This window comes from Streptomyces sp. NPDC032126, from assembly GCF_055580085.1.
This window is the reverse complement of the sequence record NZ_JBVIMA010000001.1, coordinates 573,969-595,078: the sequence shown is the minus strand read 5'-3', so window position 1 is coordinate 595,078 and position 21,110 is coordinate 573,969. Positions and strand designations below refer to the sequence as shown.

Below are 21,110 nucleotides of genomic sequence, written 5' to 3'. Positions count from 1 at the left end.
GAGCTGTGCAAGATCTGTCCCGCTCTCACCACCGTACGGCGCACGCCGGTCGCGATGTGCGGCAATGCTGGAATTCGCGCCGCCCCGGGCCCCGCCGTGATCCGACGGGTCGTCAGTCCTCGTGGCCTACTTGCAGGTCACGCTCGGTGCGGCCGCCTCCGGCGACCTGGAGCACGGTGGCGACCGGCGGGTAACCCGAGGCGATGACGGTGTACTCGCCGGACGACAGATCGACGAACCGGAACGTTCCCTCCGCCCCGGTCGTCAGGGTGTCGACGACGTTGCCGGCGGCGTCCAGCAGGGTCACGCGCGCGTCCTCGACGGGCCGGCCGCCGTTCGCGCGCACGGTGCCGCGCAGCACGGCGCCGCCGGCGAGTTCGATGTCCTGGCGGGTCTCCCGGGCGGCCTGCACGGTGACGGGCAGCGCGGCGGGGCGGAAGGCGGGCGCGCTGGCGGCGAGGGTGTACTCGCCGGCGACGAGTTCGGTGAGGACATAGCCGCCCTCGGGTCCGCTGCGGGCGCCGGCCACGACCTCGCCGTGGACGTTGGTGAGAGTGACGGCGGCTCCCGGCACCGGTGAGCCGTCGGCGGTGACCACGGTGCCGGCGAGGCGTCCGGCGCCGCCGAGGACGATGTCCAGGTCGACGGGGCGCTCTCCGACGGTGACGGCGACGGCCTGCGGCTGGTGGCCTCCGGCGGCGGCGATCAGGACGTACGACCCGGAGCCGGGCGTGGACAGCGCGTACCGGCCGTCCTCGCCGCTGGCGCCCCGCCCGATCTGGGCGCCGCCGACGTCGATCAGCGTGAGCGCCGCGCGGGGCACGACGGTCCCGTCGGGGTGCTGCACCCTGCCGCAGACGGGCACGCCGGCCGTGTGGGGCGTCCGGATCTGCGGGATCGGGACGGTCGCGGGCTCGGTCCGGGTCCCGGTCGCGGGGGTGTGGTGGGTCACCAGCGGTTTCTCCTTGAGGAAGAAGGCGATGAGCAGGCCGAGGACGAGGACCGGCACGAGGTAGAGGAAGATCCTCGGCATGGCGTCGGCGTAGGCGCGGACGCAGGCGTCGCGCAGGGCCGGGGGCAGCGTGTGGACGAGCCGCGGGGTGAGGGACTCGGGGTCGGGCAGGCCGGCACCGGCCCGCGCGGGCAGCCGGTCGGCGAGGGCGTCGGAGAGCCGGCCGGTGAGGAGGGTGCCGCAGATCGCGGCGCCGACGCTGCCGCCGATCTGCCGGAAGTAGGTGTTGGCGCTGGTGGCGGTGCCGAGGTCGGCGGGGCGCACGGAGTTCTGCACGGCGAGGACGAGGACGGGCATCACCATGCCGAGGCCGGCGCCGAGGACGGCCATCCAGAGGCTGTACTGCGCGCGGGGCGTGTCGGCGTCGAGGCGGGACAGCAGCCACATGCCGAGGGCGGCGAGAGCGCAGCCGAGGACCGGGTAGATCTTGTAGCGGCCGGTGTGGGTGATGAGCTGTCCGCAGACCACGGAGGCGCCGACGATGCCGCCCATCATGGGCAGCATGAGCAGCCCGGACTCGGTGGCGGAGGCGCCGTCGACCATCTGCAGGAAGGTCGGCAGATAGCTGGCCGCGCCGAACAGGGCGACGCCGATGACCAGGCCGACCAGGCCGGTGACGGTGAAGACCGGGTCCCGGAACAGCCGCAGCGGGATGAGGGGATCGGCGGCGCGGCGCTCGGCGAGAAGGAACAGGACGGTGGCGAGGGCCGCGCCGGCGCCGAGGCCGAGGACGACGCGCGAGTGCCAGGCGTACTCGGAGCCGCCCCAACTGGTCAGCAGCACCAGGCAGATGGAGGCGGCGGCGAGCAGCAGGGCGCCGAGGACGTCGAAGCGGGGCCGGGCGGCCGGCGCGGGCAGCTTGAGGACGGCGGCGACCACGGCGAGCGTGACCAGCCCCAAGGGCACGTTGACGTAGAAGCACCAGCGCCAGGAGAGGTGGTCGGTGAAGTAGCCGCCGAGCAGGGGCCCGGCGACGGAGGCCAGGCCGAAGACGGCGCCGATCAGGCCCATGTAGCGGCCGCGCCGGCGGGGCGGCACGATGTCCGCGATGATCGCCTGCACGCCGATCATCAGGCCGCCCGCGCCGACGCCCTGGACGGCGCGGAACGCAATGAGCTGGTCCATGCTCCGGGCCCGTCCGGCGAGCGCGGAGCCGATGACGAAGACGACGATCGCGAACTGGAAGACGCCCTTGCGGCCGAGCTGGTCGCCGAGTTTGCCGTAGACGGGCAGTCCGACGGTGGCGGTGAGCAGGTAGGCGGTGATGGCCCAGGACATCCGGTCCAGGCCGTGCAGTTCGCCGACGATCTTCGGCAGGGCGGTGGCGACGATCATCTGCTCCAGCGCCGCGAGGAGCAGCGCGAGCATCAGCCCGACGAAGACCAACCGCACCTGTCGCGGGGTGAGTCCGGCGGTCCCGGCCGCTTCGGACGCCGGGTCCGGCGGGAGCGGGGGTGCCGTCGTGTCCCGCTCCCGGGTGATCCCGCCCACCTGGCGCTCCCCTCGTCGCACCCGTCGCGCGCCGCACGCGCACAAAACCTGCGTGAAGCGACAACTCCGAGCAAGTGCGACGGGTTACGGCACCATCCCGGTCATCGGGGAGATCCACTCGATCCGGTGACGGGGGTCAACGACCCCCGGGCCGGGGGACGTTACTTCTCGACCTCGGTGGCGAGCTTGGCGAGGACGGCGTCGTAGATCCGGCCGAGCCCCTTGGGGGCGAAGGTCCGCTCGAAGAAGCCGCCGATGCCGCCGGCGCCCTTCCAGGTGCTGGTCACGACGACACGGGAGCGCCCCTCGCCGGCGGGGGTGACGCGCCAGGTGGTGACCATGGAGGAGTTGCGGTCCTTCTCGACGAGCTCGCCGTCGGTGGGCTCGGTGACCTCCAGGAGGCAGTCGCGCACGCGCTTGCTGGTGGCCTGGAGCTTCCAGTGGACGAGGGTGCCCTCGCCGTCGCCGCCCTCGCGCACCTCGTACTCGCTGAAGTGCTCGGGCAGCAGCTTCGCGCGCGTGCCGCTGTAGTCGGCGAGCGCGTCGAACACCGTCTCGGGGTCCGCTGCCACGACCCGCTCGGTGGTGGCCTCGACCTGCGCCATGGGGGTTCCTCCAGGTCCGTCGTCTCGGGAATGGGGCAAGCCAACCACCCCGGTCCCCAGGCGCCCAAATCGGGGCGCCGGAAGTGATCGGAAAAGGTGTTCGCACGATCATGGGAACACATGTTCTATTGTGGCGCGTAGTGCTACCGAGGAGGCGTCATGCGCTGGGAGAACCTCACCGTGGAGTCCGGCGGTCACGGCCGGGCGGGCGATGCCGCCCTGTTCGGCGCGGACGCGGTGACCACCCGCACCTTCGACACGCCCGAGTTCGCCGACATCACCTTCCACGAGATCCGGGCCCGCTCGGTGCTCAACCGGGTCCCGGGCGCCTCGCGCATGCCGTTCGAATGGACGGTCAATCCCTACCGGGGCTGCACGCACGCGTGCGTGTACTGCTTCGCCCGCAAGACGCACAGCTATCTCGACCTCGACACCGGGATCGGCTTCGACACCCAGATCGTGGTCAAGGTGAACGCGCCCGAGGTGCTGCGCCGCCAGCTGTCCTCGCCCCGCTGGCAGGGCGACCACGTCGCGATGGGCACCAACGTCGACTGCTACCAGCGCGCCGAGGGCCGCTACCGGCTGATGCCGGGGATCCTGGCCGCCCTGCGCGACCACGCCAACCCCTTCTCGATCCTGACCAAGGGCACGCTCATCCTGCGCGACCTGGAGCTGCTGAAGCAGGCCGCCGAGGTGACCGACATCGGCGTCTCGGTGTCGGTCGGCTTCACCGACCCCGCGCTGTGGCGCACGGTCGAACCGGGCACCCCGGCGCCCGAGCGGCGCCTGGACGTCGTGCGCACCCTCGGCGCGCACGGCATCGGCTGCGGGGTGCTGATGGCCCCGGTGATCCCGTTCCTCAGCGACGACCCGGCTCAACTGCGCGCCACCGTGCGGGCGATCGCGGCCGCCGGGGCGACCTCGGTGACCCCGCTCGCGCTGCACCTGCGGCCCGGCGCCCGCGAGTGGTTCATGGCCTGGCTCGGACAGCACCACCCGCACCTGGTGCGCCGCTACGAGCGGCTGTACGCGGACGGCGCGTACGCCCCGAAGTGGTACCAGCGCCGGATCACCCGTCAGGTCCACGACCTGGCCGAGGAGTACGGGATCGGCCCCACGCGCGCGCGGATGCCCCGCCGGACGCCGGCGCCCGCGCACACCGAGGAGCCGGAGCCGGCCGGACCGACCCAACTCACGCTGATCTGAGCGCGTCCGAGCGCATCCCGCGACCCAATCGGGTCAAGAATCGCCAGAACACGTTCTTCCGGGGCGGCTTTCCGGGACGATGCGGCGGGGACCGTGACTTTCGCGGTCCGCGGGGACCGTGACTTTCGCGGTCCGACGACCCTCCGTCCTGGGAGGACTCCCTATGAAGAAACGCGCAGCCGTGCTGTGCGCGGCCGCCGCCGTCGTGGCGGGGACGTTCACCGCCGTGCCCGCCGACGCCAGCCCGTCGTCCGCCGCTCAGACCGTCAAGGCGGCGAAGGTCAGCTGGAAGAAGTGCGGCACGACCGACTATCCGACGCTGCAGTGCGCGTCGTTGAAGGTACCGCTCGACCACCACAACCCGCGCGGCAAGCAGATCACGCTGGCACTGTCCCGCGTCCCGCACACCGCGCGGAAGTACCAGGGGCCCCTGCTGGTCAACCCGGGCGGGCCGGGCGGCAGCGGGCTGTCCCTCGCCGGGTTCGTCGCGTCCTCGCTCCCCAAGGCGGTCGCCGCCCAGTACGACGTCGTCGGCTTCGACCCGCGCGGCGTCGGCAAGAGCACGCCCGCGCTGAACTGCGAGCCCGGCCACTTCGACCCGGTCCGCCCCGACACGGTGCCGAGCACGCAGGCGATCGAGGAGGCCAACCTCCGGCGCGCCAAGTCGTTCGCCGCGGCCTGCGGCACCAAGTACGCGGGCGTGCTGCCGTACATCGACACGATCAGCGCCGTACGCGACATGGACGCCATCCGCGCCGCGCTCCACGCCCCGAAGATCAACTACTTCGGCTACTCCTACGGCACCTACCTCGGCGCGGTGTACGCCAAGCTGTTCCCGGAGCGGGTGCGGCGCCTGGTGCTGGACTCCATCGTCGACCCCACGGGCGTGTGGTACGACGACAACCTCGCCCAGGACTACGCCTTCAACGACCGCCACCGCGCCCTGATGGCGTGGATCGCGAAGTACGACGGCACATACCACCTCGGCACCGACCCCGAGCGCATCGAGACCAAGTGGTACGCGATGCGCGCGGCGCTGGCCAAGAAGCCGGCCGGCGGCACGGTGGGCGCCTCGGAGCTGGAGGACACCTTCCTGCCGGGCGGGTACTACAACGGTTACTGGCCCTATCTCGCCGAGGCGTTCGCGGCGTACGTGAACGACGGGAACGCCGATCCGCTGGTCGAGGCGTACGAGAACTTCGCGGCGGTCGACGCCTCCGGGGACAACGGCTACAGCGTCTACAGCGCGGTGCAGTGCCGGGACGCCTCCTGGCCGCGCGACTGGTCGGAGTGGCAGTCGGACAACTGGTCGGTGTACGAGAAGGCACCGTTCATGACCTGGAACAACGCCTGGTACAACGCACCGTGCGCGTTCTGGCCGACCCGGACGAAGACGCCGGTGAACATCATGAACGACAAGCTGCCGCCGGTGCTGCTGTTCCAGGCGACGAACGACGCGGCCACGCCCTACGAGGGCGGCGCGACGGTGCACGCGCTGCTGCGCGGCTCCAGCTTCGTCGTCGAGCAGGGCGGCGGCAACCACGGCATCACGCTGAGCGGGAACTCCTGCCTGGACAAGCACCTGGCGGCGTATCTGGCCGACGGGAGGGTGCCGCGCGGCACCGGACAGGTGGACGCGGTGTGCCAGGCGCTGCCCGACCCGAAGCCGCTGAGCGCCGCCCGGGTGGCCACCGGCACGGCCCACGGCTCGACGCTGCACGGGCTGCTGGGCTTCCGGGGCTGACCTGCTGACGGTCCGTCGGGAGCGGGCGGTGTCAGTGGCATGGTCCACCATGGACGCATGACCGACCTGACCCGCATCCCCGCTCCCGACGGCGTCGCCCCCGCCGCGCAGTACACGCATGTCGTCCTCGGCACCGGACGCCTCGTCGCGGTCTCCGGGCAGCTCCCCCTCGACGAGGACGGCACGCTCGTCGGCGAGGGCGATCCCCAGGCCCAGGCCCGCCAGGTCTTCGAGAACCTCCGCCGCTGTCTGGCCGCCGCGGGGGCGACCTTCGACGACGTCGTCAAACTGACCTTCTTCGTCACGGACGTCGCGCATCTGCCGGCGATCCGCGCCGCCCGCGCCGCGCACATACCCGACGACCGTCTTCCCGCCGCCTCGGCCGTGCAGGTCGCCGCGCTGGTGCGCCCCGAGTTCCTGATGGAGATCGAGGCGCTCGCGGTGATCGGCTGAACCGCCCGCTCACGCCTGCTCCGGAATCCTCCCCAGGGCCCGCACCGCCGCCTCCGCGAGGGCCGGGTGGGCCAGGGCGTCGGTGAGGACGGGCCGGGCCCGGCTGTCGCCCAGGACGCCGAGGCCGTCCACGCAGGCGAGGGCGACGCGCCGGTAGGGGTCGTGCGGGGTCAGCCGGCGCCGCAGGGTGGTGATCAGCGCGGGCACGGACTCGGGCGCGCGCAGCTCCACCAGGAGGCGGACGGGGTGCAGGGCGTAGGCGACGCGCAGCTCGTTGGTGGCGAGGGCGGCCGCCGCGCGGGCCGTGCGGGGGTCGTCGAGGCGGGCGAGGGCGTAGGCGGCCGACGCGCAGCGCGCCGGGTCCCGGTGGTTGAGCAGCAGGACGAGCGACTCGAAGGCACGCCGGTCGCCGGCGGCCCCCAGCCGGCAGGCGGCCAGCTCCCGGGCCCACAGCGGCTGCCCCGGCTCGGTGAGCACGCCGGCGAGGTCGTCGGCGTCCGCGACGGCCGCCAGCCGCTCGAAGCGGGGCGTTCCGCCCGACTCCCGCCGTAAGCGCTCCGTGAGCGCTCGCAACTCTTCGTCCATGACGCCGAGGGTAGGCGGGGTGCGCGCGCGACGGGACCCAGATCACAAAGTCGAGGGGCTGGCGCGCTCGTTACCCACCGGTTAAGCTCATACGAGCGAGTTACCCACTCGTTGGAACCCCCTCAGGGCGGCCTGGTGACGCAGCCGCCGTGGGAGCAGTCGGTTCGGTACGTCGTGTACCGCAGTACGACCCGGCCACGGGACAGGGCCGGTCGGATTCCCGCCGTTAGCCGCCCGGGCGTGTGCGCGCCCCCCGGCGACGGCAGGCAGTACCGGGCGTGTGCGCTCGCAGCCCGGCAACACCCGCATCGCATCCCGCTTTTCCTCCGCACCCGGTGTGCGCCCCTTCGGCGCACCCGGGCGCGTTCCCAGTCGTCACCCTCACTTCCTGGAGTCCCGCGATGGCCACTCCCCAGTCCGACCCTTCCCTGTCCCCGCTGCAGACCATTGCCGTCGTCGGCCTCGGCACCATGGGCACCGGTATCACCGAGGTGCTGGCCAAGGCCGGCCGCACGGTGATCGGCATCGACATCAGCGAGGCCCAGGCCGCGCGGTCCGTGTCCGCCCTGGAGTCCTCCACCGCCCGCGCCGTCGAGCGCGGCCGGCTGACCGAGCAGGAGCGCGCGGAGGTCCTCGGCCGCGTCCGCACCTCCACCGATCTGCGCGAGGCGGCCGACGCCGACCTCGTCATCGAGGTCGCGCCGGAGTCGTACGAGATCAAGCAGCAGATCTTCCGCGAGCTGGACGGGATCGTGCGCCCCGACACCGTCCTCGCGACCGGCACCAACGCCCTGTCCGTGACCCGGCTGGCCGCCGACTCCGCCCGCCCGGAGCGGGTGCTGGGCCTGCACTTCTTCAACCCGGCCCCGGCGATGAAGCTGGTCGAGGTCGTCTCCTCGGTGCTGACCGCGCCGACGGCCGTCGCCGCGGTCACCGACCTCGCCCTCGACCTCGGCAAGGAGCCGGTCGCGGTCGGCGACCGCCCCGGCTTCGTCGCGGACGGGCTGCTGTTCGGCTACCTCAACCAGGCGGCCGCGATGTACGAGGCCAAGTACGCCTCCCGCGAGGACATCGACGCGGCGATGCGGCTGGGCTGCGGGCTGCCCATGGGCCCGCTGGCCCTGCTCGACCTGATCGGCGTGGACACCGCGCGGACGGTCCTGGACGCCATGTACGCCGAGTCCCGCGACCGGCTGCACGCCCCGGCCCCGATCCTCAAGCAGCTCAGCGAGGCGGGCCTGACCGGCCGGAAGTCGGGCCGCGGCTTCTACACCTACGACGCCCCCGGCAGCGCCACCGTCGTGCGGGACGCGCTGACGCCGCTGGAGGGCGGCAGCCCCGTGGCCGGCCGGCCGGTCGGCTCGGTGGGCGTCGCCGGCTCCGGGACCATGGCCTCCGGCATCGCCGAGGTGTTCGCCAAGGCCGGCTACGACGTGGTCCTGGCCGCCCGCAGCGAGGAGAAGGCGCAGGCGGCGAAGGCCCGCATCGGCAAGTCGCTCGCCCGGTCGGTCGACAAGGGCCGGATGACGGCCGAGGCCGCCGCGCAGACCCTGGAGCGGATCGTCCCGGCCGGTTCGTACGACGCCTTCGCCGAGGTCGACCTGGCCGTCGAGGCCGTCGCGGAGGACCTGGAGGTCAAGCGGCAGCTGTTCGCGGCGCTGGACAAGGTCTGCCGGCCGGGCGCGGTGCTGGCGACGACGACGTCCTCGCTGTCCGTCGTCGCGCTGGCCCGGGCGACCTCGCGTCCGCAGGACGTGATCGGCATGCACTTCTTCAACCCGGCGCCGGCGATGAAGCTGGTCGAGGTCGTCCGGACGGTGCTGACGGCCGAGGACGTCCACGCGACGGTCCACGAGGTCTGCGGCCGGATCAGGAAGCACGCGGTGGACTGCGGCGACCGGGCCGGATTCATCGTCAACGCCCTGCTGTTCCCGTACCTCAACAACGCGATCAAGATGGTGCAGGAGCACTACGCGTCGCTGGACGACATCGACGCGGCGATGAAGCTGGGCGGCGGTTACCCGATGGGCCCGTTCGAGCTGCTGGACGTCGTCGGGCTCGATGTCTCGCTCGCCATCGAGAAGGTGCTGCACCGCGAGTTCCGCGACCCCGGCCTCGCCCCGGCCCCGCTCCTGGAGCACCTGGTGGCCGCGGGCTGCCTGGGCCGCAAGACCGGCCGCGGCTTCCGCGAGTATGCCCGCCGCTGACGGCGTCGGCGACTGGTTCCGCACGGAGACGGACTGGGGCGGGCTGCTCGACCCGTTGGGCCCGCCCCCGCCCGCCGAGGGCGGGGGAACGCCCCGAGCGGCGCGCCAAGCTGCGCACATGCAGTACGTTCGGGTCATGTCCCAGCCCGCCAAGTCCTCACGTACACCAGCCACGCCCGACGCGCCGGAGAGTGCCGCAGGCAGTCGCGCGGCCGCCCAGCGGCTCAAAATGCGCCGGGAACTGGCGGCCGCGGCGATGGAGCTGTTCGCGACCAAGGGGTACGAGGCGACCACCGTCGACGAGATCGCGGCCGCGGCCGGGGTCGCCCGCCGCACCTTCTTCCGCCACTTCCGCTCCAAGGAGGAGGCGATCTTCCCGGACCACGACGACACCCTGGTCCGCGCCGAGGCGGTGCTCAACGCGGCGCCCGCGCACGAGCACCCGCTCGACACGGTGTGCCGCGGGATCAAGGAGGTCATGAAGATGTACGCGGGCCGGCCGGAGATCTCGGTCGCCCGCTACAAGCTCACGCGCGAGGTGCCCACCCTGCGCGAGGCGGAGATCGCGTCGGTGGCCCGCTACGAGCGCCTCTTCACCCGCTATCTGCTCGGCCACTTCGACGAGCACGCCCACGACGACGACGCCAACGACGACCCGCTGCTGGCCGAGGTCGCCGCGTCCGCCGTGGTCACCGCGCACAACCACGTCCTGCGGCGCTGGCTGCGCGCGGACGGCCAGGGCGATGTGGAGGCGCAGCTCGACCACGCCTTCGCGATCGTCCGCAAGACGTTCGGCACCGGCATCGGCGCGGGCCGCACCACGGCCTCCCAGCCGGCCGCGGCGATCGCCTCCACCCAGGGCGAGGTGCTGGTCACCGTGGCCCGCACCGACGCTCCCCTGGACGAGGTCATGCGGACCATCGAGCAGGCGCTCAAGGAGCGCTGAGAGCCACCTCGCAGCTGTGACGACGGCCACCCCACGGGGTGGCCGTTTTGGCATGTCAGAGGCCCTTTTCGCACAGCTTTCACGGCCCGTTCGATCGATCATCGCTCATTTGTTACGTAAAGATTTCACCTGAGAGCAGGTTCTGGCACTCAGTGCCTTGTCAGGTGACACGCGGTGTCATACGTTGAAGAGGTCCGGGCGGCCGGCGTGCAGAGACCTCACGTACGCCGGCTGTCCCAGCAAGCCTCCCGCTCGCCCGCCCGGACGCCTGCGTCACAGGCAACCTCCCGCGCCACAAAGCGCTGCCGAAGCACCACCCGCCGAACCGACGGCACTTCCCGAAACCCTCAGCAGCACCGACGTAACCCTCAGCGCCCCTCCCTCAGGGCGCTCATCGCCGGAGGCAACACCGTGACCGTGAAGGACATCCTCGACGCGATCCAGTCGCCGGAGACGACGGCGGCCGACTTCGCCGCTCTGCCGCTCCCCGACTCGTACCGCGCGATCACCGTGCACAAGGACGAGACGGAGATGTTCGCGGGCATCGCCACCCGCGACAAGGACCCGCGCAAGTCGCTCCACCTGGACGAGGTCCCGCTGCCGGAACTCGGCCCGGGCGAGGCCCTGGTGGCCGTGATGGCCTCCTCGGTCAACTACAACTCGGTCTGGACCTCGATCTTCGAGCCGCTGTCGACGTTCGGCTTCCTGGAGCGCTACGGACGGCTCTCCGAGCTCACCAAGCGCCACGACCTGCCGTACCACATCATCGGCTCCGACCTCGCGGGCGTCGTCCTGCGCACCGGCCCGGGCGTCAACGCCTGGAAGCCGGGCGACGAGGTCGTCGCGCACTGCCTGTCCGTCGAGCTGGAGTCCAGCGACGGCCACAACGACACCATGCTCGACCCCGAGCAGCGGATCTGGGGCTTCGAGACCAACTTCGGCGGCCTCGCCGAGATCGCCCTGGTCAAGTCCAACCAGCTGATGCCCAAGCCGGACCACCTCAGCTGGGAGGAGGCCGCCGCCCCGGGCCTGGTCAACTCCACCGCGTACCGGCAGCTGGTCTCCCGCAACGGCGCCGGCATGAAGCAGGGCGACAACGTCCTGATCTGGGGCGCGAGCGGCGGACTCGGCTCGTACGCCACCCAGTTCGCGCTCGCGGGCGGCGCCAACCCGATCTGTGTCGTCTCCAGTGAGCAGAAGGCGGACATCTGCCGCTCGATGGGCGCCGAGGCGATCATCGACCGCAGCGCCGAGGGCTACAAGTTCTGGAAGGACGAGCACACCCAGGACCCGAAGGAGTGGAAGCGCTTCGGCAAGCGCATCCGCGAGCTGACCGGCGGCGAGGACATCGACATCGTCTTCGAGCACCCCGGCCGCGAGACCTTCGGTGCCTCCGTCTTCGTCACCCGCAAGGGCGGCACCATCACCACCTGCGCCTCGACCTCGGGCTACATGCACGAGTACGACAACCGCTACCTGTGGATGTCCCTGAAGCGGATCATCGGCTCGCACTTCGCCAACTACCGCGAGGCCTGGGAGGCCAACCGGCTCATCGCGAAGGGCAAGATCCACCCGACGCTGTCGAAGACCTACTCCCTGGAGGAGACCGGTCAGGCCGCGTACGACGTGCACCGCAACCTCCACCAGGGCAAGGTCGGCGTGCTGTGCCTCGCCCCCGAGGAGGGCCTGGGCGTGCGCGACGAGGAGATGCGCGCCAAGCACCTCGACGCCATCAACCGCTTCCGCAACATCTGAGACACCCGAGGTCATAGATGACTGAGCGTCAGCCCGCCGAAGGCAAGCGGGAGAAGGACCGGCCGTGGCTCATGCGCACGTACGCCGGTCACTCCACGGCCGAGGCGTCCAACGAGCTGTACCGGCGCAACCTCGCCAAGGGGCAGACCGGCCTGTCGGTCGCGTTCGACCTTCCGACGCAGACCGGCTACGACTCCGACCACATCCTCGCCCGCGGCGAGGTCGGCCGGGTCGGTGTGCCGATCGCGCACCTCGGTGACATGCGCCGGCTGTTCCAGGACATCCCCCTGGAGCAGATGAACACCTCGATGACGATCAACGCCACCGCCATGTGGCTGCTGGCGCTCTACCAGGTCGTCGCCGAGGAGCAGGGCGCGGACATCACCAAGCTCCAGGGCACGACCCAGAACGACATCGTCAAGGAGTACCTGTCCCGCGGCACGCACGTCTTCCCGCCGGGGCCGAGCCTCCGTCTGACGACCGACATGATCGCGTACACGGTCTCCCACATCCCGAAGTGGAACCCGATCAACATCTGCAGCTACCACCTGCAGGAGGCGGGCGCCACGCCGGTCCAGGAGATCGCGTACGCGATGTCCACGGCGATCGCGGTTCTCGATGCCGTACGCGACTCCGGGCAGGTCCCCGCCGAGAAGTTCGGGGACGTCGTGGCCCGTATCTCCTTCTTCGTGAACGCGGGCGTCCGCTTCATCGAGGAGATGTGCAAGATGCGGGCGTTCGGGCGGATCTGGGACCGGATCACGCGCGAGCGCTACGGCATCGAGAACCCCAAGCAGCGCCGCTTCCGCTACGGCGTCCAGGTCAACTCCCTCGGCCTGACCGAGGCGCAGCCGGAGAACAACGTCCAGCGGATCGTGCTGGAGATGCTGGCGGTGACCCTCTCCAAGGACGCCCGCGCGCGTGCCGTGCAGCTGCCCGCCTGGAACGAGGCCCTGGGCCTGCCCCGCCCCTGGGACCAGCAGTGGTCGCTGCGCATCCAGCAGGTCCTCGCCCACGAGAGCGACCTGCTGGAGTACGAGGACATCTTCGAGGGCTCGCACGTCATCGAGGCGAAGGTCGCCCAGCTCGTCGAGGAGTCGCTCGCGGAGATCGAGCGGATCCAGGAGATGGGCGGTGCGATGGCCGCCGTCGAATCCGGTTACCTCAAGTCGCAGCTGGTCTCCTCGCACGCCGAGCGCCGGGCCCGGATCGAGTCCGGGCAGGAGAAGATCATCGGCGTCAACATCTTCGAGACGACCGAGCCGAACCCGCTGACGGCCGACCTGGACACCGCGATCCAGACGGTGGACCCGGCGGTCGAGGCCCGGGTCATCGCCTCGCTCCAGCACTGGCGCGACACCCGCTACCAGCCGCCGTTCAACCACCCGCGCCCCTGCAAGGCCCTGGAGCGCCTGAAGGAGGCCGCCAAGGGCACCGACAACCTCATGGAGGCCACCCTGGAGTGCGCCCGCGCGGGCGTCACGACGGGCGAGTGGGCGGGGGCCCTGCGGGAGGTCTTCGGGGAGTTCCGGGCGCCGACCGGTGTCTCGTCGGCGCCGCTGGCCGTCCCCGTCGAGGAGGGTTCGCCGCTGGGCGAGGTGCGCCGCAAGGTGGATCTCACGGCGAAGCACCTCAACGTCGGCAAGCTGCGCTTCCTCGTCGGCAAGCCCGGCCTGGACGGGCACTCCAACGGGGCCGAGCAGATCGCCGTCCGCGCGCGCGACGCCGGCTTCGAGGTGGTCTACCAGGGCATCCGGCTCACCCCGGAGCAGATCGTGGACGCCGCCCTCGCCGAGGACGTGCACGCGGTCGGCCTGTCCATCCTGTCCGGCTCGCACGCCCAGCTCGTGCCGGACGTGCTGGAGCGGCTGCGTGTGGCCGGTGCCACAGATATACCGGTGATCGCCGGTGGCATCATCCCGAATGGTGACGCCGAGCAGCTCAGGGCCGCCGGAGTGGCCGCCGTCTTCACCCCGAAGGACTTCGACATCACCGGAATCATCGGCCGCATCGTCGACGAGATCCGGAAAGCGAACAAGCTCGACCCCCTGGAGGTCCCCGCATGACGACCGTCAACCGTCTCCGCCCGCGGCGCTCGTGCCTGGCAGTACCCGGTTCGAACCCGCGCTTCCTGGAGAAGGCGCAGGGTCTCCCGGCGGACCAGGTCTTCCTGGACCTGGAGGACGCGTGCGCGCCGCTCGCCAAGCCCGAGGCGCGGCACACCATCGTCAAGTTCCTCAACGAGGGCGACTGGACCGGCAAGACGCGCGTGGTCCGGGTCAACGACTGGACGACCGAGTGGACGTACCGCGATGTCGTGACCGTCGTCGAGGGGGCCGGCCAGAACCTCGACTGCATCATGCTGCCGAAGGTGCAGACGGCCCAGCAGATCGTCGCCCTCGACCTCCTGCTGACGCAGATCGAGAAGACCATGGGCTTCGAGGTCGGCAAGATCGGCATCGAGGCGCAGATCGAGAACGCCCAGGGCCTGAACAACGTCAACGAGATCGCGACGGCCTCCCAGCGCGTCGAGACGATCATCTTCGGCCCGGCCGACTTCATGGCGTCGATCAACATGAAGTCGCTGGTCGTGGGTGAGCAGCCGCCCGGCTACCCGGCGGACGCCTACCACTACATCCTGATGAAGATCCTGATGGCCGCCCGCGCGAACAACCTCCAGGCGATCGACGGCCCCTACCTGCAGATCCGCAACATCGACGGCTACCGCGAGGTCGCCCAGCGCGCCGCCGCGCTCGGCTTCGACGGCAAGTGGGTGCTGCACCCGGGCCAGGTCGAGGCGTCCAACGAGATCTTCTCGCCCTCGCAGGAGGACTTCGACCACGCCGAGCTGATCCTGGACGCGTACGACTACTACACGTCCGAGGCGGGCGGCAAGAAGGGCTCGGCGATGCTCGGCGACGAGATGATCGACGAGGCCAGCCGCAAGATGGCCCTGGTCATCTCGGGCAAGGGCCGGGCCGCCGGCATGCAGCGCACCAGCAAGTTCGAGATCCCGGAGGCGTGAGCATGCAGTTCGGACGCACCTACGAGGAGTTCGAGGTCGGGGCGACGTACAAGCACTGGCCGGGCAAGACGGTCACGGAGTACGACGACCACCTGTTCTGTCTCCTCACCATGAACCACCACCCCCTCCACATGGACACCAACTATGCGGAGAAGACGACGGACTTCGGCAAGAACGTCGTCGTCGGGAACTACATCTACTCGCTGCTGCTCGGCATGAGCGTGCCGGACATCTCCGGCAAGGCGATCGCCAACCTGGAGATCGAGTCGCTCAAGCACGTGGCGCCGACCTTCCACGGCGACACGATCTACGGCGAGACGACCGTCCTCGACAAGTGGCCGTCGAAGTCGAAGAACGACCGCGGCATCGTCTACGTCGAGACCAAGGGCTACAAGCAGGACGGCACGCTGGTCTGCGTGTTCCGCCGCAAGGTCATGGTCCCCACCGAGACCTACATCAAGGAGCGCGGCGGCGAGCAGCCCGGCCGCCCGGAGCCGAAGCAGCAGGAGAAGTAGCCATGGCCCGTCTCGCCCAGACCGCCGGTCTGACGGACATCCAGCAGGAGATCCTCTCCACCGTCCGCGACTTCGTGGACAAGGAGATCATCCCGGTCGCCACCGAGCTGGAGCACCGCGACGAGTACCCGCAGCAGATCGTCGACGGCCTCAAGGAACTCGGCCTGTTCGGCCTGATGATCCCCGAGGAGTACGGCGGTCTGGGCGAGTCCCTCCTGACGTACGCCCTGTGCGTCGAGGAGATCGCCCGCGGCTGGATGTCGGTGTCCGGCATCATCAACACGCACTTCATCGTGGCGTACATGCTCAAGCAGCACGGCACGCAGGAGCAGAAGGACCACTTCCTGCCGAGGATGGCGGCCGGTGACATCCGCGGCGCCTTCTCGATGTCGGAACCGGGCCTGGGCTCCGATGTGTCGGCCATCACGTCGAAGGCGGTGAAGGACGGCGACGAGTACGTCCTCAACGGCCAGAAGATGTGGCTGACGAACGGCGGCACGTCGTCCCTCGTGGCCGTCCTCGTGCGAAGTGACGAAGGACACCCGGAGGGCACGGCCCCCCACAAGTCGATGACCACCTTCCTGGTCGAGAAGGAGCCCGGCTTCGGTGAGGTCCGCCCCGGCCTGACCATCCCGGGCAAGATCGAGAAGATGGGCTACAAGGGCGTCGACACCACCGAGCTGATCATGGACGGCCTGCGGATTCCCGCCGACCGGGTGCTCGGCGGGGTCACGGGCCGAGGTTTTTACCAAATGATGGACGGCGTGGAAGTGGGCCGCGTCAATGTAGCGGCGCGTGGCTGCGGTGTCGCCCAGCGTGCGTTCGAACTCGGCGTCCAGTACGCCCAGCAGCGTCACACGTTCGGCAAGCCGATCGCCCAGCACCAGGCCATCCAGTTCAAGCTCGCGGAGATGGCTACCAAGGTGGAGGCCGCGCATGCGATGATGGTGAACGCGGCACGCAAAAAGGACTCCGGGGAACGAAACGACCTCGAAGCAGGGATGGCGAAGTACCTCGCCTCCGAATACTGCAAGGAAGTCGTCGAAGACGCTTTCCGGATCCACGGCGGCTACGGCTTCTCCAAGGAGTACGAGATCGAGCGCCTCTACCGTGAGGCACCGATGCTGCTGATCGGTGAAGGCACCGCCGAGATCCAGAAGATGATCATCGGGCGCAGGTTGCTCGAAGAGTATCGATTCCAGGGCTAGATGTCCGGGTTGGGGGTGTTTTCTTCGAGAAGAAGATCACACCCCGTCAACCCTCTTCGGCCGCCGACTCGGCTTCCTGGCTTACCCAGTTACGGCCCTGAACCGCTACGATCGCCGGAAAGCCGCCGTCCCCCTCACCCAGCGCGGCATCATCCGCTACGAAGGTCATCCATGCCCCACAGCCAAACCTCTGCACCTCGCGACAGCCTCGCCGGCGTACGCCTTGCGCGCGGAGCATCGCCGTGGCTTCTCCCGACCGTCGCCACCGCAGCCGTCAGCCTGGTCCGCGCCCGCCGCTCGGGCGTCGCCAAGGCCGTGGCCGTGCCCGCCACCGCCCTCGCGGCGGGCATGCTGTGGTTCTTCCGCGACCCCGAGCGCGAGATCGCGCCGGGCAGGGTCATCTCCCCCGCCGACGGTGTGGTGCAGAGCATCATGCCGTGGAAGGACGGACGGACCCGGGTCGCGATCTTCATGAGCCCGCTCAACGTCCACGTGAACCGCGCCCCGCTCTCCGGCACGGTGACCTCGGTCGAGCACATCCCGGGCGGATTCGTTCCGGCGTTCAACAAGGAGAGCGAGAACAACGAGCGCGTCGTCTGGCACTTCGACACCGAACTCGGTGACATCGAGATGATCCAGATCGCCGGCGCCGTCGCCCGCCGTATCGTCCCCTACATCCCCCAGGGCACGAAGGTCGAGCAGGGCGACCGCATCGGTCTGATCCGCTTCGGCTCCCGCGTCGACATCTACCTGCCCGAGGGCGTGGAGGTCGCGGTCGAGGTCGGCCAGAAGACCGTGGCTGGGGTGACTCGCATTGACCGTGATTGACCCGGAGACGCAGGCCGGCTGGGTGCCGGAGGCCGACGAGGTGGACGAAGAGGAGGAGATGCCGCTCTCTCTCCGCCTCTCAATAGCGGACACCCTCACCCTCGGCAACGCCACGTGCGGCTTCATGGCGGTGTACTTCACCACCACCGGCATCCTGATCCCGCACCTCACCGGCGACCAGGAGGCCGGTATGGCCCGCAACAGCGCGGCCACGGCGGTCATCCTGATGCTGTGCGCGGCGGTCTTCGACCTGTTCGACGGCCTGGTGGCGCGCAAGCTGCGCTCCTCCCCCATGGGCGCGGAGCTGGACAACCTGTCGGACCTGATCAGCTTCGGTCTGGCGCCGGCGTACTTCGTCCTCGTCTACGGCATCGTCGCTGACGGCGCCCACCAGCGGGTGGCCGCGGTCGGCGCGATCGTCGTCCTGCTGGCGGTGGTGCTCAGACTCGCGCGCTTCTCGTGCGTGACCCCGACCAACGGCATGTTCCAGGGCATGCCGAGCCCCTTCGGCGCGCTGACCGTCGTCGCCATCGTGCTGCTGGAGCTGCCCTTCGTGGCGACGCTCCTGGCGATCCTCGGCACCGCGTGGCTGATGGTGAGCCGGGTCGAGTACCCGAAGCCGCGCGGCCGCTCCGCCGCGGCGATGCTCTCCTGGATCGTGCTGTCGATGGGTCTCCTGGCCGCCTGGGCCTTCGGCGCCCCGAGCGGCCAGCTGCTGCTGCAGACCGGCTGCGCGCTGCAGCTGGTCATGGGCGCGGTCATCCCGCTGTTCGCCACGGCCCGCCGGGTGAACAACTTCCGCGACAACCGACGCGAGGCGCGGGCGGCGCAGCTGCCCTGAGCCTGAACGCACCGACGGGTGTGGCCCGAGCCTCGACGGCTCGGCCCACACCCGTTTCGCGTTCAAGGACGTGCGCCGTTGCCCCTTGATCGGTCAACTACCTGTTCCGCAGGCCCAGTTGCAGGACGTGAGCAGGAAGCGGACGGTGGAAACAGGGGGTTTCTGCGGGTTTCTCCCGTACCACGGATCGGAGGAGAGCCATGTCCGCAGTCTCGCCCGTGGACCACTGGGTCAGCTACCCGTCGAAGATCCCGGCGAACGCCGGAGAGAACGTCGACCTGTTCGTCCGCGAGTACGACGGCACCCAGCCGGGCCAGGACCGTCGGCCGGTGCTGATGCTCCACGGCAGGAGCGTGCCGGCGCTCGCCGGGTTCGACCTGGAGCTGCCCTCGCCGTCCGGCCACCCCGACATCAGCTACAGCTGGGCCCAGCAGCTGGCCAAGGACCACTACGACGTGTTCCTGATGGACGTGCAGGGCAGCGGCCGCTCGCACCACCCGTCCGTCATGGACCAGCCCTGCAACGCCAGCCCGGCACAGCAGGGGACGCTCCTCGTCCCCAACCCGCTGCCGGCCCCCTGCTCGGGCCTGCCGCCCTACCCGCACCAGCTGGGCAACTCGGAGAGCGACGAGGCCGAGCTGACCGCCGTCGTCGCGTACATCAAGCAGCTGCCCGACCGGAACAAACCGCTCGACTTCATCGGCTGGTCCGCCGCGGGGCAGGTCATGGGGCCTTACGTCCTCAAGAACCCCACGCAGGTAGCCTCTTCTTCCTCGCCCCGGTCTTCCCGCCGCAGGGCCGCTGGTCGGGGAACCCCGACGACCCGTTCGGCCGTCCGCCGGGCGTCACCTTCCCGGTCTCCGACCCGGCCCTCCAGTACGGCTTCCCGATGACCGTGGGCAGCAAGGCCGGCCTCCGCATCGCGCTGGACCGCGAGACGGGCAGCCCGCTCCAGCGGGAGCCCGGCATCGAGGAGCACGTGTGGGCCACGATGATGGAGGACGACCCGGTGGGCGCCAAGTGGGGGCCCATGCTCTCCACGGGCATGTACGAGGGCGTCAACCGGATCCGGAACACCTACTGGTACGGCTGGAACGACCGGACCGCGCCGCTCAAGGACGCGACGGGCACGTATGTGCTCGGAGAGCGGGTCCCCGTCGCCATCGTCCACGGCGAGTTCGACCGGACGGTCAACACCCCGCCGACCACACCCGTCCCGGCCTTCCAGCGGCTGTCCGTCCCGGCCCTCTACGCGACGATCAAGGGTACGAAGAAGCTGATGTTCCAGCTGGCCGGCGCGGGACACTCCGTGGTCTGGGAGCGTCCCGCGAAGACGGTGCACTTCATCTCGAAGGAGTGGCTCGCCCACGGCAAGGTGTGGGGCCAGGAGAGCGGCAGCTTCTACCGGGACGCGGATGGCGAGCTGACCCCGCTGGGATAGCCCGCCACGGGTCCGGTCGTGGCCGCTCAGGGCGGCTCAGAGCAGGAAGTCCCGCCCGATCCGTTCCGCGACCTGTTCCAGGATCGGGCCGGCGTCCGCGATGCAGCGGGCGACGTCCGGCTCGACCTCCGTCAGCGGGTAGGCGCGGCGGATGCCCGCCCGGCCCAGCGCCTCCGGCGGCAGGGCGAGGCGGCCGCAGACCGCGACGACCTCCTTGTCGGCCGCGCGGGCGGCCGCCGCCACACCGGCAGGGGCCTTGCCGTGCAGCGTCTGCTGGTCGAGGGAGCCCTCACCGGTGATCACCAGCTCGGCCCGCTCCAGGGCGGACGCGAAGCCGAGGACGTCGAGCATGACCTCGATGCCGGGGCGGAAGCGGGCACCCAGCAGCAGGGCGCCGTAGCCGATGCCGCCGGCCGCGCCCGCGCCCGGCGAGGCGGCGTACTCGGCCGCCTTCGCGCCGGCCTCCTCTGCCAGGACCTTCGCGAAGTGGGCGAGCGCCGCGTCGAGGGTCTCCACGTCGTCGGGCGAGGCGCCCTTCTGGGGGCCGTAGACCGCCGGGGCGCCCGTGGGGCCGGTGAGCGGATTGTCGACGTCGCTCGCCAGGACCAGGTCGACCGAGGCCAGCCGCGGGTCCAGGCCCGTCAGGTCGGCCCGGGCCAGCTCCGCGAGACCGCCGCCGCCCGGGGAGACCGGCTCGCCCCGCGCGTCCAGGAAACGGGCGCCCAGCGCGGACAGCATCCCCGCGCCGCCGTCGGTGGTGGCGCTGCCGCCGACCCCGAACACGATCGTCCGTACGCCGGCGTCCAGCGCGGCGCGCAGCAGTTCGCCGGAGCCGTACGTCGACGCCGTCAGCGGCGCGAAGACGCCCGCGGGCAGTCGCTGCAGCCCGCTGGCCTCCGCCATCTCCACCACGGCGGTGTCGCCGCGCAGCGCGAACGCGGCGGTGACCTCCTGGCCGAGCGGTCCCGCGACCCGGAGCTCACGGCGCTCGAACCCGGCCGCGACGGCCGCGTCGACCGTGCCGTCGCCGCCGTCGGCGACCGGCAGTGCCTCGACCTCGACGCCCGGTACGGCCCGCCGCAGCCCGGCCGTCACCCGCTCGGCGACCTGCACGGCCGTCAGCGACCCCTTGAACTTGTCCGCGGCGATGAGCACGCGCTGTGTCACGTGTGGTTCCCCTTGCTCTCCGGGCCTCGCGCATGTCAAGGCCAGTCGCGCCGCAGCGACCTTAACCGGAGGACGCCCCCG

The 21,110-nt window shown here is 70.7% G+C and carries 18 protein-coding genes; 14 read left to right on the top strand and 4 right to left on the bottom strand.

Going from position 1 to position 21,110, the window contains the following annotated elements:
- Positions 1-112: 112 nt before the first annotated feature.
- Both ACZ5NW_RS02505 and ACZ5NW_RS02500 read right to left on the bottom strand, forming a co-directional pair.
- Positions 113-2,503: an MFS transporter gene (locus ACZ5NW_RS02505; RefSeq protein WP_468741841.1), complete on the bottom strand. Its 2,391-nt coding sequence runs from the start codon at positions 2,501-2,503 to the stop codon at positions 113-115.
- A gap of 161 nt (positions 2,504-2,664) precedes the next feature.
- Positions 2,665-3,108, bottom strand: a complete 444-nt coding sequence (locus tag ACZ5NW_RS02500; protein ID WP_468741840.1) for an SRPBCC family protein — start codon at positions 3,106-3,108, stop codon at positions 2,665-2,667.
- Positions 3,109-3,267: 159 nt separating this feature from the next.
- Between ACZ5NW_RS02500 and ACZ5NW_RS02495 the strand changes: the two genes are divergently transcribed.
- From ACZ5NW_RS02495 to ACZ5NW_RS02485, 3 genes are all read left to right on the top strand, one after another.
- Positions 3,268-4,314, top strand: a complete 1,047-nt coding sequence (locus ACZ5NW_RS02495; RefSeq protein ID WP_468741839.1) for an Rv2578c family radical SAM protein — start codon at positions 3,268-3,270, stop codon at positions 4,312-4,314.
- Between the two features lie 163 nt (positions 4,315-4,477).
- Positions 4,478-6,058 (top strand): alpha/beta hydrolase, encoded by a 1,581-nt coding sequence (locus ACZ5NW_RS02490; protein ID WP_468741838.1) that lies wholly within the window; start codon positions 4,478-4,480, stop codon positions 6,056-6,058.
- A gap of 57 nt (positions 6,059-6,115) precedes the next feature.
- Entirely contained in the window at positions 6,116-6,511 is a 396-nt protein-coding gene (locus ACZ5NW_RS02485; RefSeq protein WP_468741837.1) for a RidA family protein, read from the top strand.
- A gap of 9 nt (positions 6,512-6,520) precedes the next feature.
- On the opposite strand, the gene ACZ5NW_RS02480 is transcribed toward ACZ5NW_RS02485, so the two are convergent.
- On the bottom strand, positions 6,521-7,096 hold the full coding sequence (locus tag ACZ5NW_RS02480) for an adenylosuccinate lyase (RefSeq protein ID WP_468741836.1): 576 nt from the start codon (positions 7,094-7,096) through the stop codon (positions 6,521-6,523).
- A gap of 401 nt (positions 7,097-7,497) precedes the next feature.
- Between ACZ5NW_RS02480 and ACZ5NW_RS02475 the strand changes: the two genes are divergently transcribed.
- The 11 genes from ACZ5NW_RS02475 to ACZ5NW_RS02425 all read left to right on the top strand — a co-directional run bounded on the left by ACZ5NW_RS02475 (position 7,498) and on the right by ACZ5NW_RS02425 (position 19,862).
- Complete coding sequence (locus ACZ5NW_RS02475) at positions 7,498-9,303, top strand: 3-hydroxyacyl-CoA dehydrogenase family protein (RefSeq protein ID WP_468741835.1); 1,806 nt, start codon at positions 7,498-7,500, stop codon at positions 9,301-9,303.
- A 136-nt stretch (positions 9,304-9,439) separates the two neighbouring features.
- A complete protein-coding gene (locus tag ACZ5NW_RS02470) occupies positions 9,440-10,249 on the top strand; it encodes a TetR family transcriptional regulator (RefSeq protein WP_468741834.1) in 810 nt (269 codons plus the stop codon).
- A 417-nt stretch (positions 10,250-10,666) separates the two neighbouring features.
- Positions 10,667-12,004, top strand: a complete 1,338-nt coding sequence (ccrA, locus tag ACZ5NW_RS02465; protein ID WP_468742964.1) for a crotonyl-CoA carboxylase/reductase — start codon at positions 10,667-10,669, stop codon at positions 12,002-12,004.
- Positions 12,005-12,021: 17 nt separating this feature from the next.
- Positions 12,022-14,070: a protein meaA gene (locus ACZ5NW_RS02460; RefSeq protein WP_468741833.1), complete on the top strand. Its 2,049-nt coding sequence runs from the start codon at positions 12,022-12,024 to the stop codon at positions 14,068-14,070.
- The gene (locus ACZ5NW_RS02455) at positions 14,067-15,029 is read left to right on the top strand and encodes an HpcH/HpaI aldolase/citrate lyase family protein (protein ID WP_468741832.1); all 963 of its coding nucleotides are present in this window, start codon (positions 14,067-14,069) and stop codon (positions 15,027-15,029) included. The genes ACZ5NW_RS02460 and ACZ5NW_RS02455 overlap by 4 nt, the downstream gene beginning before the upstream one ends.
- Before the next feature lie 2 nt (positions 15,030-15,031).
- Complete coding sequence (locus ACZ5NW_RS02450; RefSeq protein WP_030346774.1) at positions 15,032-15,544, top strand: MaoC family dehydratase; 513 nt, start codon at positions 15,032-15,034, stop codon at positions 15,542-15,544.
- 2 nt (positions 15,545-15,546) lie between these two features.
- Positions 15,547-16,752, top strand: coding sequence for an acyl-CoA dehydrogenase family protein (locus ACZ5NW_RS02445; protein ID WP_367319905.1), 1,206 nt, complete (start codon positions 15,547-15,549; stop codon positions 16,750-16,752).
- Positions 16,753-16,923: 171 nt separating this feature from the next.
- Positions 16,924-17,580 (top strand): phosphatidylserine decarboxylase, encoded by a 657-nt coding sequence (locus ACZ5NW_RS02440; protein WP_468741831.1) that lies wholly within the window; start codon positions 16,924-16,926, stop codon positions 17,578-17,580.
- A 22-nt stretch (positions 17,581-17,602) separates the two neighbouring features.
- The gene (gene pssA, locus ACZ5NW_RS02435; RefSeq protein ID WP_468742963.1) at positions 17,603-18,421 is read left to right on the top strand and encodes a CDP-diacylglycerol--serine O-phosphatidyltransferase; all 819 of its coding nucleotides are present in this window, start codon (positions 17,603-17,605) and stop codon (positions 18,419-18,421) included.
- A 200-nt stretch (positions 18,422-18,621) separates the two neighbouring features.
- Positions 18,622-19,314, top strand: a complete 693-nt coding sequence (locus tag ACZ5NW_RS02430; protein WP_468741830.1) for an alpha/beta fold hydrolase — start codon at positions 18,622-18,624, stop codon at positions 19,312-19,314.
- Positions 19,311-19,862, top strand: coding sequence for an alpha/beta fold hydrolase (locus tag ACZ5NW_RS02425; RefSeq protein WP_468741829.1), 552 nt, complete (start codon positions 19,311-19,313; stop codon positions 19,860-19,862). Before ACZ5NW_RS02430 ends, ACZ5NW_RS02425 begins: the two co-directional genes overlap by 4 nt.
- 36 nt (positions 19,863-19,898) lie before the next feature.
- Here the strand turns inward: ACZ5NW_RS02425 and ACZ5NW_RS02420 are convergent, their stop codons facing one another.
- Entirely contained in the window at positions 19,899-21,017 is a 1,119-nt protein-coding gene (locus tag ACZ5NW_RS02420) for a glycerate kinase (RefSeq protein ID WP_468742962.1), read from the bottom strand.
- Positions 21,018-21,110: the final 93 nt, after the last annotated feature.